Source organism: Terribacillus sp. JSM ZJ617 (genome assembly GCF_044383785.1).
In the GTDB taxonomy this organism is placed as follows: domain Bacteria; phylum Bacillota; class Bacilli; order Bacillales; family Amphibacillaceae; genus Terribacillus.
This window is the reverse complement of record NZ_JBISEQ010000004.1, coordinates 295343-308414: the sequence shown is the minus strand read 5'-3', so window position 1 is coordinate 308414 and position 13072 is coordinate 295343. Positions and strand designations below refer to the sequence as shown.

Annotated in this window: 14 protein-coding genes and 1 riboswitch; of the genes, 7 read left to right on the top strand and 7 right to left on the bottom strand. The window is 40.7% G+C overall.

Annotated elements, in window-relative coordinates:
- Positions 1 to 63 precede the first annotated feature (63 nt).
- The 5 genes from ACH6C1_RS15130 to ACH6C1_RS15110 all read right to left on the bottom strand — a co-directional run bounded on the left by ACH6C1_RS15130 (position 64) and on the right by ACH6C1_RS15110 (position 3068).
- Positions 64 to 1050 carry an aldo/keto reductase gene (locus ACH6C1_RS15130; protein ID WP_374078481.1) on the bottom strand — a complete coding sequence of 329 codons (987 nt, stop codon included), beginning with the start codon at positions 1048 to 1050 and terminating at the stop codon, positions 64 to 66.
- 166 nt (positions 1051 to 1216) lie between these two features.
- On the bottom strand, positions 1217 to 1534 hold the full coding sequence (locus ACH6C1_RS15125) for a hypothetical protein (protein WP_374078478.1): 318 nt from the start codon (positions 1532 to 1534) through the stop codon (positions 1217 to 1219).
- Positions 1535 to 1575: 41 nt separating this feature from the next.
- A complete protein-coding gene (locus ACH6C1_RS15120) occupies positions 1576 to 1905 on the bottom strand; it encodes a DUF1433 domain-containing protein (RefSeq protein WP_095224530.1) in 330 nt (109 codons plus the stop codon).
- Between the two features lie 399 nt (positions 1906 to 2304).
- Positions 2305 to 2640, bottom strand: coding sequence for a hypothetical protein (locus ACH6C1_RS15115; RefSeq protein WP_374078475.1), 336 nt, complete (start codon positions 2638 to 2640; stop codon positions 2305 to 2307).
- 152 nt (positions 2641 to 2792) lie between these two features.
- Positions 2793 to 3068 carry a hypothetical protein gene (locus ACH6C1_RS15110; RefSeq protein ID WP_374078472.1) on the bottom strand — a complete coding sequence of 92 codons (276 nt, stop codon included), beginning with the start codon at positions 3066 to 3068 and terminating at the stop codon, positions 2793 to 2795.
- 112 nt (positions 3069 to 3180) lie between these two features.
- On the opposite strand from ACH6C1_RS15110, the gene ACH6C1_RS15105 reads away from it, so the two are divergent.
- The 5 genes from ACH6C1_RS15105 (at position 3181) to ACH6C1_RS15085 (ending at position 8892) form a co-directional block, all read left to right on the top strand.
- Positions 3181 to 4590: a Tle-like phospholipase domain-containing protein gene (locus ACH6C1_RS15105; protein WP_374078470.1), complete on the top strand. Its 1410-nt coding sequence runs from the start codon at positions 3181 to 3183 to the stop codon at positions 4588 to 4590.
- Positions 4591 to 4615: 25 nt separating this feature from the next.
- Entirely contained in the window at positions 4616 to 4933 is a 318-nt protein-coding gene (locus ACH6C1_RS15100; RefSeq protein WP_374078467.1) for a hypothetical protein, read from the top strand.
- A 394-nt stretch (positions 4934 to 5327) separates the two neighbouring features.
- On the top strand, positions 5328 to 6893 hold the full coding sequence (locus tag ACH6C1_RS15095; protein ID WP_374078465.1) for an EAL domain-containing protein: 1566 nt from the start codon (positions 5328 to 5330) through the stop codon (positions 6891 to 6893).
- Positions 6883 to 8163, top strand: coding sequence for a diguanylate cyclase domain-containing protein (locus ACH6C1_RS15090; protein ID WP_374078462.1), 1281 nt, complete (start codon positions 6883 to 6885; stop codon positions 8161 to 8163). Before ACH6C1_RS15095 ends, ACH6C1_RS15090 begins: the two co-directional genes overlap by 11 nt.
- Positions 8164 to 8313: 150 nt before the next feature.
- Entirely contained in the window at positions 8314 to 8892 is a 579-nt protein-coding gene (locus ACH6C1_RS15085) for a GNAT family N-acetyltransferase (RefSeq protein WP_374078459.1), read from the top strand.
- 26 nt (positions 8893 to 8918) lie between these two features.
- Here ACH6C1_RS15085 and ACH6C1_RS15080 read toward each other — a convergent pair whose 3' ends face one another.
- Both ACH6C1_RS15080 and ACH6C1_RS15075 read right to left on the bottom strand, forming a co-directional pair.
- Positions 8919 to 10085, bottom strand: coding sequence for an MFS transporter (locus ACH6C1_RS15080; protein WP_374078456.1), 1167 nt, complete (start codon positions 10083 to 10085; stop codon positions 8919 to 8921).
- A gap of 94 nt (positions 10086 to 10179) precedes the next feature.
- Positions 10180 to 10494, bottom strand: coding sequence for an ArsR/SmtB family transcription factor (locus tag ACH6C1_RS15075; RefSeq protein ID WP_038565330.1), 315 nt, complete (start codon positions 10492 to 10494; stop codon positions 10180 to 10182).
- A 522-nt stretch (positions 10495 to 11016) separates the two neighbouring features.
- Here ACH6C1_RS15075 and ACH6C1_RS15070 point away from each other — a divergent pair.
- Together ACH6C1_RS15070 and ACH6C1_RS15065 are read left to right on the top strand one after the other, a co-directional pair.
- A complete protein-coding gene (locus ACH6C1_RS15070; protein WP_374078454.1) occupies positions 11017 to 11640 on the top strand; it encodes a hypothetical protein in 624 nt (207 codons plus the stop codon).
- 60 nt (positions 11641 to 11700) lie between these two features.
- Positions 11701 to 11800, top strand: a riboswitch (purine riboswitch).
- A gap of 55 nt (positions 11801 to 11855) precedes the next feature.
- Entirely contained in the window at positions 11856 to 13019 is a 1164-nt protein-coding gene (locus ACH6C1_RS15065) for an MFS transporter (protein ID WP_374078451.1), read from the top strand.
- Positions 13020 to 13072 lie beyond the last annotated feature (53 nt).

The following is a 13072-nucleotide window of genomic DNA, read 5'->3' as shown; positions in this document are numbered from 1 at the left end:
AAAAAAGGCTAACTCCTTATCACAGGGAGTTAGCCTTTTTTGTATATTGTTGTTAGCTGCCTTTTAGTTCGGCAGTGGTGCATCTGGTGAAATCAATTCTTTATCCAGCAATTCCTGCCAAAATGCTTCTGGTATATCTGCTTTCATGGCTGCCAAATCTTCCTTGATTCGTTCAGGGCGTGTAGAACCAGGAATAACGGCTGCAACCGCTGGATGAGCTGTTGAGAACTGAAGCGCCGCAGCTTTTAAGCTGACATCATGGCGCTGGGCGATTTCTTCGAATTGTTTTACCCGCTCTTTGATCTCTGCCGATGCTTCTTTGTAGTCAAAGTAAGGACCGCCGAGCAGGGCACCTGAGTTGAATGCGCCGCCGACAACAATGCCGATACCTCTTTCCTGAGCAGTCGGAAGCATACGCTGCAATGCTTTCTTATGCTGCAGCAGTGTATATTGCGTAGCGGATAAGCACAAGTCAGGCTGTACCTCTTCCAGCTCCATCGCTACTTCGATCGGAATGGTGGTATTGACGCCAAGGCCCCACGACTTAATAACGCCTTCCTCACGAAGACGCGAGAGCACACGGAAAGCGCCTTTTCTAGCTTCATCGAATTTGGCAATCCACTCATCGCCATGGAAATCAGGGGAAAGGTCATGTACATAGACAATATCAATCCGATCTGTCTGCAAACGTTCCAAGCTCTGTTCGATGGAACGAAGCGTGGCTTCCTCCGTGTAATCAGTGATGACTTTGTTTTTACGTCCTTCTTCATATAGGCCTTCCTTATCTTCCTCTTCCTCTGTAAGATAGCGACCTACTTTTGTGCTGATTACGTAATCATCCCGATCATATTTGGAAAGGACTTTTCCTAATCGTAATTCCGCCAAACCTGCACCATAGAAAGGCGCGGTATCAAAATAGCGAATACCTTGGTCCCATGCTGTTTGAATTGTTTCGATGGCTTCTACCTCTGGGACGTTGCGGAACATGTTTCCTAGTGGTGCTGTTCCTAAGCCGATCTTATCTTTTAATAATTGTTTAGAGTCGTTCATATTAATGTCCTCCTTAACACACATCTTCATATACTGATTTACATAGCCGTCTATCTCTAAGGTGAAACCTTTGAGTAATATTGAAAGGTGAACTGATTTGTGTTGAGAGAGGAGTTATATAAGAGACAGCTAATTAGGAGCATTCTGTTCCTTTTAAAGATCAAAATCAAAATTCACAATCCTTGCCTTGGCATTCTGCTTTCCGCTCAGGAAAGCCTGCATTTTCACCTATTGAATTAACGGAAAAATCACTGCTCAGACTCACCGAAAATCCTACTCCATTAACAGTACCATCTACCATAATACTTCCCATTGGCGACTCTTCTGGCTCCACTAACTCGATAGATTCTATATTGTTATAATTACTTTCTATATAACTTCTAGTTACAGCCTTTGCCTTAGAAATAGCCTCTTCATCATACTGTTCTGAACAACCGGTAATAACCAGTAGTAAAAGAAGTAATGAAATGATAGAGTGCCTCAAATTACATCACCTCGTTTAAAAGTATTTTAAAAGAACCCAAACTAATACTCGCAGCTTTTCTTTCTGCATGCTGCTTTTTCTTCGGGGAAATCATCACTTTGTATAACGAGGCTGGCAACAGTTAAATCTTCATTTAAACTAATAGAAAATGCCTTACCATTGTTAACTGATCCATCCACTGTCATACTGCCCATTGGTGACTTTACAGGTTCCTCTAGCTCAATCGATTCGATATTTTCATAATTATTTTCTAAATAACTTCTAGTTACAGTCTTAGCTTCGGCAACTGTAGCTTCGTCATATGTTTCCGAGCAGCCAGTAAATACTAAAATCATTGTGAAAAGCAGAAATAATATGGTTAAGTCTTTCATAATATTTGTCACCTGCTAAAGGTTTTTACAGTTAGTAATCGCAGTCCTTTTTTTCGCAAACATCTTTATGCTCCGGAAAACCTTCCTTTTCTCCTACTATAGCAACAGTAAAGTCTTTGTTCAGATCGATAGTAAAGCCGGCTCCATTTACTGTTCCGTCAATTGATAGGCTTCCCATTGGCGATTGATACTGTTCTTCTAACTGATTCTACATCTTGATAATTATTCCTAAGGTAACTTTCAGCAGTCTGTTTTGCTTTCGTGATCTTCTCTTCATCGTATTCTTCTGTACACCCAGTGAAAATCAAGAGTAGGATGATTAGCGATAATGATATGTTTAGCTTTTTCATATAGATATACTTCTAATTATAGTAAAGAGTGAATTGCGGTTTGTTCCTGCTATTCGCAAAATTGCTTCCTGCATTTTTTCTTTTCCTCAGGAAAACCTTCATCTTCCGCTATGCCTGATACGTTTAGATTTTCATCAAAGCTAATGGAGAAGCCTGCATTACCATTAACAGTACCATCTACTGTTAGACTTCCCATTTGTCCTCGATAAGGCTCATCTAACTTAATAGATTCTATGGATTCGTAATTGTTTTCAATATAACTTGTTGCTATTTCTTTAATGTCGCTGGCAATTACATTATCAATGTTAACCTGCGCAACGCAACCTCCCAATAGTATCAATATGATGATACATATAAGGGAATATATTATTTTGTGTTTGTGCATTATGACACCTCATATTCTTGGTCTAGCAAAGAAGAGCATATCTATATAGAAATTATTTACAAAAGGAGGGAGTAGATGAGGATTGCAAAAAGTGCCCACCAATAGAATTGGAAGGCACCTTTAATATACTTTTATTCATAAATAGAATCTTATCAGTATTCACAATCCCTCTCTTTACATTCCTCTTTTTTCTCAGGGAAACCTTCTTTTTTGCCAATAGAACTTACAGTAAAGTCATTGTTTAAATGTATTGTGAATCCTTTGTCATTAACTGTACCATCAATAGATAAACTACCCATTTGCGATTGATATGGTTCTTCTAATTCTATTGATTTTACATCAACGTAGTTATTTTTTAAGTAACTCTCGGTAGTTTCCTTGGCTTTACTAATAGTTTCATCATCATAATTGCCTTCATTATTATTCACATTACAACCTCCTAATATTATAATGGAGATAATTAATAAAAATGGAGTTATATGTAATCTATTCATAAAAACACCTCTTGATTGATTGTAGCAAGAAAAGGAGTCAGAATCCATGAGCGAAATGACGGATATTGAAGCAAGCATCTTGTCTCAAGGAGCTTACGAAGATGAACAAGGAGACTTTGAAAGTAAGGTTTCGGGTAGGAGTATTATCTGGGAAACCCAAGAGATTATAGAAGATAAAGAGACGGGTCTTTATGGGTACGTACTCCAAAACCCTGATACTAAAGAGGTTGTTATCAGCTTCCGCGGTACTGAACCCCCTAAAACTACCACAAAAGAAGTGGAACTTAAAGGTCTGGATGAACATACGAAGAATGCCATTATGAGTGAGGCTGGTGATAGAGCCACGCTTAAAGGTGATACTGTAATCTATGAATCTGATAAAAAGGTAGATTATTCCGGGTTCCTTAAAGATGTTTATGAAGATGCTTTTGGCGTAGTCGGTGGTGATTCCAATTATAGCAAAAAGGAATATGGAACCACAGCTTATGTGGCGACACCATCACAGGATGCGGCATTGCAGACGGGCAATGCAAAGCTAAATGACAATGGTACAATCACGTTTACAAACAAGAACCAATTTACCGAAGCGGAAGCTGCTGTTAAGAAGTACGTAGAGAAATATGGTGCCGAAAATATAACCTTTACTGGTCATTCTCTTGGCGGGGGACTAGCTCAATATTGTGCTGTGATGTATGATTCCAACGCAGTGACCTTCGCCGCAGCGGATGCTTACGGTCTTCTGGATGAAGACAAGCAGAAGCGTGTTCGCGAAGGGGATTATAAGGACAAGATTATTACATATGCACACCCGAGTGATGCAGTTGCTATGTTTCATGACAAAACAATCGGCTCCCTTTATTATATGGAAGACCCGGCTGGAAAAGATGGCTTAGGTGACCAAATGGCCGATATGCTGGGATCTCATGGTATAAAGAACTACACGGATGCAAGTCTATATAATGAAGATGGCTACTACAAATCAGATCTACTATTTGATGAAAAACTTCGCGCGGCTATCTCCACATCACCTCTCTTCCTAAAAAATAGTGGTGTTTCAGATTTCCCTATTGTTATTCAAACCGAATTAATGAAATCTTATGCTGCACAAGTAGAAGCTAGTGAAGATCTAATTGCTAAAACCAAAAAAGAGATGATGCAGTTCTTGGATGATTATCTCTCGGCGATGGAATATGCCAAGAGTAAATTCAAAGGGCAAGTTGGATCGGGCAGATATGATAAGCTGAATGGCTCCGATGTAGATGATATCTATCGGGATCTGACGGTAAGTGGTCCAAACGGGATTCCGATGTTATTTGAGATGGATTATTTTGATGAAGTGATTGGATTCCTGAAGGATGCACAATCTGACACTGGGGAAATCGCACATAATATGAACAAGATGGCGAAGGATTTTGCGCATATTGACGAAATGCTGGCGGGTTGGCTGAGGTTCTGATTCTTTAGTGGAAGGCATGATAAGAATGTTTGATATACTTGATGAATTTGACGAATTTCTGGAGAAACGAAAGCAAAAGAAAGAGTTGGAAAGAAGTATCAAGGACGATTTGGAAGCAGATGAGAAGTTTTATAAGAAGTATTTAGAGCGGTGCTACCATATTGAATCACTTTCGGAGGAGCATATAAAACTCAAGGATGCGTTGGAGGATTGCTTTGACGGAAAAGCGAATAAAGCACTGAGACAGCGTTTAGAGGAGAATATTATGTTATTGAAAGGAATAGAGCATTCTTATGTTATCTTAAGAGAAAGCATTAGAGTTCGAGGTGGATGGTGGTCTTAAATTCTGCTCGTTTATTAGAGGAACTTAGATCTGTAAAATGATGAAAGTTTTATTTAACAGAGATTGATTAGTTGTGAACATATATTACTACGAGAAACCGTCAGCATTTGTGCTGGCGGTTATTTTGATTGGCCTGTATGTTAGAACGCAGAATTTCACTCTATGTAATGGGGTATAGATACTGTAATAGTGTTGGTTACTGTTGCAGCTGATTCCTATATTTGGATTATTAAAAAGTATCGTATCCAGCCGGGGATGGTTGTATAATCATGAAGCATATATAGCAGACGTATTTAATACAACAGCAACATAGCCGTTATAAGATAAAGGAACTGTCCTACTAAGCAAGCCAGCAGCATGTGTTAAAGACCTAGCAGAACGAGGTGTTGCGATAGTGAATTTATATAAATCAACTAAAAATAAATGGAATGAAGAATTGAAGCTCGCACTTGATAGAGAGGAATTTCGTCTTCTTTACCAGCCAAAGCTCAACCTGCAGACGGGTAAGCTGTGCGGAGTGGAGGCGTTGATCCGATGGGAACATCCTGAGCAAGGAATCATTTCTCCACTGGATTTTATCCCTGCTGCTGAAGAGACAGGAATGATTCTTCCTATTGGAGAATGGGTGCTGCGGTCGGCATGTATGCAGAATAAAGCGTGGCAGGAACAAGGTCTGTCTTCTATGATTGTGGCGGTTAATCTTTCGGCTTCTCAATTGTATCAAGGTGATTTGGCAGAGAAGGTACAGTCTATTTTAGAAGAATCCCGACTCTCTCCGGAGTATCTGGAGCTGGAGATTACCGAATCTATGACGATGGATGTCGATTATGTATTGCCTGTATTGAATAAATTGAAACAGATAGGTGTTCGAATCAGTTTGGATGACTTTGGCACCGGATATAGTTCCCTCTATCACTTAAAGGAATTCCCGATAGATATCATCAAGATAGATCGGTCATTTGTGCGTAATTGTACCATTGATTCCAAGGATGCCACCATTGTCAAAACGATTATTGCAATGGCACATCAATTAAAGCTAGAAGTGATTGCCGAAGGTGTGGAATCCAAGGATCATCTTGTTTTCCTGCAGCAGAATCTATGTAATGAGGCGCAGGGATATCTTTTCAGTAAACCGGTTGAGCCCGAAGAATTTAAAAGAAGCATTCCTCGTTTGGAACAGATAATCCCGGATGAGGGTATCTCCTTAGAGAAGTCCAGGGAAACTTGGTTCAAAAGCGGTGTGGAAAATACGTATCAGGACTTGCAGGAGGCAGTACGGAAACAACAGGGAATGATTTTTAAATTTAAAAAAGAACATGAACGGTTTGTCCATAGTTTTTGTGATGGAGAACTGATCTACCGCTTGCAGTTTACTCCTGACCAGCTTATCGGAAAGGACTTAAAAGACTTTCTTCCGGCCGAAGAAGCGGAAAGAAAAATGGAATTCTATGAGCGAGCGTGGAATGGGGAAGAGAATGTCATATACGAGTCCAGAGTAAATGGTTTGTCGTATGTCACATCGCTGAGGCCAATCATCCGGGGAGGAAAAGTAGTCGAAGTAATTGGATGCTCCGTGGATATTACAAAGGAAACCGGAATTGTATTCAGCTCAGATGATGTGAAATATCGTCTGATTGCAGAAAATGTCCAGGATTTGATTTGTATAATAAACTCGGACTCCATTATACTCTATGCTTCACCGTCCCATCAAAAGCTGCTTGGTATAGCTCCTGAAACCTTTGTCGGAGAAAGTGCTTTTAAATGGATTCACACTGATGAAGTAGAATTGATTCAAAACCGGATCCATCAGATTGTGACATATAAAACAGCTCGGCAGGTGAAGTTCAGATACAAGTGCGCCAATAAAGGATGGCTGCTTGTCGAAGCTATCGGAACTCCTGTACTGGACGAACGGGGGGAAGTGGAATATATAGTGGTGGTGTGTCGCGATGCATCGTAGAGAAGAGGACTTTATGTTCGGAAAGTTAGATGTACAGCAGCTGATGCTCCTGGAATCATTACCTATAGCCATAGTCATTCACAGAGAAGGCAGCATCCTTCACGCAAATAAATCTTTTGTTGATCTGATTGGAGCTGCCTCTATACAGGAACTAAAAAGAAAATCGATTCTGGATTTTTCTCCCCCAGACTATGCAGATATAGTCGAAAAACGTTTCCGGCAATTAAATCGAGTCGGTGCAGTAATATCGCCGACAGAAGAGAAAGTAGTACGGCTGGATGGAGCAATCATTGATGTCGAAATAACTGGTGTTTCTTTAGAGTATGAAGGCGAGCTTTCTTACTTAATGATCATACAGGAGCACACCGGAAGGAAAATGGCTGAAGAAGCGTTGCGGCAAAGTGAAGCACGATACAGATTGATAGCGGAGAATATGACAGATTTGGTCTGTATCATCGACTGGGATGGCTATTTCAAGTACGCTTCGCCGTCCCATGTAACGGTGCTTGGGTTTCCTGCTGTCGCGTATGAGGGAAAACCAGCGAGGGATTTCATGCATGAAGATGACCGTATGAAGGTACGGCAGAAGATGGGTGAAATGGTGATGACAAAAGAGGGCTGTGTGCTAAAATTCCGTTTTAAGAATATCATGGGCAATTGGATTTGGCTGGAGGCGCAAGCAAGCCCTATCTTCGATGAACATGGGGTATTTGAACATTTCCTTTTTGTATCAAGGGACATTACAGAAAGATTGGCATATGAACAGCAACTGACGCATATGGCCTATCATGATACCTTAACTGGACTGCCGAACCGAAGGCTGTTCAAGGAAAAGCTGGAGCAAGCGCTGGAAGAGGCAAAGCAGAACAGGAAGAAAATAGCTGTCATGTATCTGGATCTCGACAATTTTAAATATATCAATGATACTCTTGGTCATGATGTAGGCGACGAGCTGTTAAAGCAATTCGCTAGCAGGGTCAAGGGATGCCTGCGGAATCAAGATGTGCTTTCGAGACAAGGCGGAGATGAATTTACGATTCTTTTGCCGGAAATTGAAGAGGAAAATGATGTTTTTCGTATTGCGGACGATATCCTTGAATCCTTTCAAAAAGCATGGAATATAGGCAGGAATCTCTTCAGGACAACATCCAGTATCGGGATAGCTTTCTACCCGGAGAATGGCACGAAAGAGTATGAGTTGATGCGGAGTGCTGATGCCGCTTTGTATCAGGCGAAGAAGAATGGCAAAAATATGTATCAATCATTTTAGGAGAGATCAGTTCAATAGAACTTCCTGCATGCAGTTGTTAACTGTAGCCAGGGAGTTTTTTTGTTTTCAGTAGATTGAGATCCAACATTGGTTTATGATGATGAATACATATGTAAAATATATACAAACATTGTTGGGAGGAAGTTTTACATGCAAACAGAACACATACTTGAGAACCTTCCATCCTTAGAAACCGAGCGGCTTCTTCTTCGTAAGTTGACCCTATCAGATGCAGAAGCAATATATGCCTATGGTTCCGATCCGGCTGTTTCAGAATTTGTCACTTGGCCTACGCACCAATCGATTGAGGATGCGCAGCAATTTTTGGATATCATTCTTAATTTATACGAAAATAATCAGGCAGTTTTTTGGGGAATTGAGCTTAAGGAGGAGAAGCGCCTGATTGGTACAATCAATTATGTATCTTGGCAGCAGAATCATCATGTTGGTGAAATTGGATATGTGCTGGCGCAGCCGTATTGGAATAAAGGTTATATGACAGAGGCAGCAAAGCAAGTCATTCAATTCGGTTTTGAGCGAATGGAACTTGAACTGGTTCAGGCAAAGTGCGATGTGAAAAATAGCGGATCGGAGAAAGTGATGCAGAAGGCCGGTATGTCGTTTGAAGGAACATTACGCAAGCTGCTATTTATAAAAGGAGCACAGCGTGATGTGAAAATGTATGCAATAACTAAATCTGATTTCTTACATACGAAAAAGACAGGTTGAAGACAACCTGTCTTTTTGTATAGGTATCAGCTCTCCATTCGATAGCTGATAAACGATAATAGGGATGCAATAAGAGCACATATCCCGCCCACAATCGCAAGGTTTTGCAGGTTTCCGTATGCTACGACCAATCCGCCTAGCGCAGAACCAAGTGTAATACCGATATTGACGGACACAGGAGTCAGCGAGGAAGCAAAGTCCCTGGCCGCTGTCGAATAGGCTGCTGCTTGATCCATCAGATAAATTTGAATGGTCGCATTCATGACGTAAATCATGACTGCCATTAGCATGATGCTGATCAATCCGGCAATTGTGATGTCCATTGTCACGTATAGGGAGCCAATGATGATTGCTTGGATGATGAATGCATAACGCAGATCTCCAATACCGTTACGGCCGGCTATCTTTCCAGCTAAGAAGTTGCTGGCGATGGAAAAGAGTCCGTATGCAAGCAAGACAAGTCCGACTGAGCTGGAGGCAATACCTAATTCATCCTCAATGATAGGCGTGATATACGTGTAGATTGTATACGTTCCAGCGATACTGAACGTCGGGATAAAGAAACCGACGAGGATTTTTGGATTCTTGAATAGGACAAGCTGCTTCATGATGGAACTTTTCTCGCCTGCTGCTGTCTTTGGCAGGATGAATAGACTGATGACAAAGGCGATAACACCGAGTAGTGCAGTCACCCAGAACGTCAGGTGCCATGATCCTAATTGGCCTATGAACGTACCAAGCGGTACACCCAGGACATTGGAGATCGTGAAACCGGCAAAAATGAGTGCAATAACCGAAGAACGTCTTGCCGCTGGCATTGTATCACTTGCTACTGTCATCGCTAAGGCGGTAAGGACACCACTTGCTGCTGCTGTCACGATTCTTGCTGCTAGTAATACCCCGAAAGAGGATGTTAAAGCACTAATAATATTACCTAAAATAAAGACAACAATTAGTGTGAGCATCAAAGGATATTTCGGAAAACGGCTTACCCAGCCAGTTAAGAGGGGAGTGCCGATTGCATAAGCAATGGCAAATCCCGATACAAGTGTTCCGGCCGATGCGACCGTTACGTTTAGATCAGCAGCGACCTCTGTCAGCAGGCCGACAATGACGAATTCGCTTGTTCCCATAACGAACGTCAATAAAGTTAATGTGAATGCTAAAAATATCTGTTTTTTAGTTAAAGCCATCGTGTCACTCCATTTGTTGTATATTTGTATATCGTAATAAATCGATATTCAAAGTTGAAAGAAAAGAAATCCATAAAGGATCCCTTGTAAGTCGTTACAATTCTTTATCCAGGTAAGCTGCTAGCTTCTGAATTGTTTCTTCATTTCTGCGGTAATACGTCCATTGGTTATAACGGATTGACTCCAATAACCCTGCGCGCTGCATCATGGCCAGATATTGCGAAACCGTGGATTGAGAGGCTTGGACTTTTTCTTGTATGTCTCCGACACAGACACCGCCCTTGTAATGAACCTCCTTCGGCAGATGTGCCTGCTGCTTGGGAAAATGCTTCTCCGGTTCTTTAAGCCAATGCAGTATTTGCAGTCGTTTCTCATTCGACAAAGCTTTGAATAGTTCGATTGTATTCATGAGTCTATTGTATATCGAGTTTTTCCGATAAAGCAATCATAAAGCTTCGTTTTTTTACAGCTGTTGTTGAGTCAGGATTAGCTAATAAGTTAAACTGCTAGGAGGTAAAGATGAATAAATATCGTTGGAATATCATTTCAAATGCATGCCGTTCTTGTTTTGTTTCTAGTGGTATTTGATTATTGGATAAGTTTTAATTTGGGCAGGCAGGTATGATTGCTGCAGGGATTTGGGGTATTTACCTGAATATTCATGCTCTGATAAAAATGCGAAACAGAATGAACAGATCAAGTATAGTTAATCATTGGTTTGGTTCTTCTGGCTCTCTGAATACAATAGTAAATGTATTCAGAGAGTTTTTTGTTTTCTTGGGTAACTAGAGATTAATCAATAGTCCATGAAGAGAGAAAAACATTTAATTTAGGGCTATTATAATGCATAATCAGTACTTTTTTTCACCATTGTTACATTTTGTTCTAAAATTGGATAATCATGTGCTATACTTTAGCGCGAGGTGATGAGATGAACAAAATGTACTTAATTGCATCATTTACTGCTCTTTTACTCTTCTTATGTGGTTGTGGATTGGATACGTCAGTTGATCAATCCTCTAAGAATGATGGCTCAAAAGAATCTAGTACATCAGTACCTAAAGAGGGAGAGGCTAATTCAAATGAGACAGAACAGTCAACGGAAGAAAAAAAGCCAGAACCAGATACAGACACCTATGTGATTGAAGATGGAAAATTTACATACGACAGCATTTCATTTGATATACCTTCTGAATTTGAATTAATCGAAGCGCCAGAAGAGGAGAGCGGAAGTATCACGTTCGGATTCCAAAATGATACTGCTGCGTTTGTATTAGTAGTTGATGATTTATCGTATATGCCGAATTTAACCCCGGATGCTTATGTTGAAATGGCTAAGCAGCAAGCTGGAATCGACTTTTTAAGTAATCGGAAATATGAAGTCAATGGTATAGAAACATATGAATTGGTTAGTCATGAAAATAATAAAATCGTACAAAACATTTTTATACATGATGAAAAAGCCTTTACATTCTCTTTTGGCCTTTTTGAAGACGAAATAAATCCAGATAACCCGTTCATAAAATCCATAGTAAATTCCGTTTCTTTTGAGTAGAAGCCATTAACCAGCGGTGTTGCAGTTATGTCAGTATCTTGCTATAATGCAATAAGAAAATGGAATACGTTCGTGTTACACTGTATAACCTCAATAATTTGGTTTGAGGGTCTCTACCAGGAGCCATAACTCCCTGATTACAGATTTATAATCTGTAATCAGGGAGTTTTTTTATGTGCCATTTTCGAATATAGGATATAGAAAGGAAATGAAAATTGAATTTCAGAGTCTTTATATTAGCTATTTCTGTTATATCGGTAGGGTTAGTTGAACTGATTGTCGGGGGGATATTGCCTACCATAGCGAATGATCTGCAGGTTTCGATTGGACAGGCAGGGCAGCTTATTACAGTGTTCGCTTTGGTCTATGCAGTGTCAGGTCCGATTTTATATACGATGACCGCAAATATTGAACGAAAGAAGCTTTTGCTTTTGACGTTAGGTGTATTTGTACTGGGGAATGTCATCACATACGTGAGTCCGTCCTTCCTATTTGTCATGATTGCTCGCGTCATTACTGCAATGAGTACAGCATTAATCATTGTTCTTTCTTTGACGATCGCGGCGAAAATCGTCAAGCAGCAGCATCGTGCGAAAGCAATCGGTCTTATTTACATGGGGATCAGTTCCTCGCTCGTACTTGGGGTACCGATTGGTATCATCATCAGTGATGCATTCGGCTGGAGAATGCTGTTTTTATTCATAGGATTAATGGCTTTGCTTTCCATGATATTAATCGCATTTACGCTCGATCGTATTGAGGTAGAACAAGTGCAATCCTTGAAATCGCAGCTGAAAGCACTGCGTAATAAAAAGATGCTGACAGCACATTTGACGATGCTGTTCCTGCTTGCAGGCCATTATACGATTTACGCTTATTTCACGCCTTTCCTTGAATCGGAGTTAGGTCTGAATACGCAATGGATTAGTATTTGCTACTTTATTTTCGGTATCGCAGCAGTTGGTGGAGGAGCCTTTGGAGGCAGTCTGGCAGATAAATTTGGATCCAAGGTGAGTATCATCCTTGTAGTGGCATCATTTGCAATTATTTTATTCCTGCTTCCATTCTCTACATTTTCCTTCCCATTATTCCTTGTGGTGATGGTTATCTGGGCTGCATTAAGCTGGAGTCTGGCACCGCCGCTTCAGAACTATATCATTGAATCGGATGCAGAGACAGCTGGGATACACCAGAGCTTCAACAATTCAGCGCTGCAGATAGGTATTTCATTAGGTTCGTTAGTAGGCGGTCTTGTCAATGGTGCTACATCCTCTATGCAGACGACAGCGCATGTCGGAAGTCTGTTAGTAATCTTCTCGCTTGCTTTTGCAGTTTGGTCGTTCCGAAGTGTGAATAAGTCGGCTTTACGTTCCAGATAGAGGGATTCGTATAGGTCGTGTCGAATATTCCCTTCAGACTGTTTCTTGCGAAA

Bases quoted from the DNA above. Each gene is read 5' to 3' on its own strand.
- ACH6C1_RS15130 (WP_374078481.1), bottom strand. From the start codon at position 1,050: ATGAACGACTCTAAACAATTATTAAAAGATAAGATCGGCTTAGGAACA.
- ACH6C1_RS15120 (WP_095224530.1), bottom strand. From the start codon at position 1,905: ATGAAAGACTTAACCATATTATTTCTGCTTTTCACAATGATTTTAGTA.
- ACH6C1_RS15115 (WP_374078475.1), bottom strand. From the start codon at position 2,640: ATGCACAAACACAAAATAATATATTCCCTTATATGTATCATCATATTG.
- ACH6C1_RS15105 (WP_374078470.1), top strand. From the start codon at position 3,181: ATGAGCGAAATGACGGATATTGAAGCAAGCATCTTGTCTCAAGGAGCT.
- ACH6C1_RS15100 (WP_374078467.1), top strand. From the start codon at position 4,616: ATGTTTGATATACTTGATGAATTTGACGAATTTCTGGAGAAACGAAAG.
- ACH6C1_RS15090 (WP_374078462.1), top strand. From the start codon at position 6,883: ATGCATCGTAGAGAAGAGGACTTTATGTTCGGAAAGTTAGATGTACAG.
- ACH6C1_RS15085 (WP_374078459.1), top strand. From the start codon at position 8,314: ATGCAAACAGAACACATACTTGAGAACCTTCCATCCTTAGAAACCGAG.
- ACH6C1_RS15080 (WP_374078456.1), bottom strand. From the start codon at position 10,085: ATGGCTTTAACTAAAAAACAGATATTTTTAGCATTCACATTAACTTTA.
- ACH6C1_RS15075 (WP_038565330.1), bottom strand. From the start codon at position 10,494: ATGAATACAATCGAACTATTCAAAGCTTTGTCGAATGAGAAACGACTG.
- ACH6C1_RS15070 (WP_374078454.1), top strand. From the start codon at position 11,017: ATGAACAAAATGTACTTAATTGCATCATTTACTGCTCTTTTACTCTTC.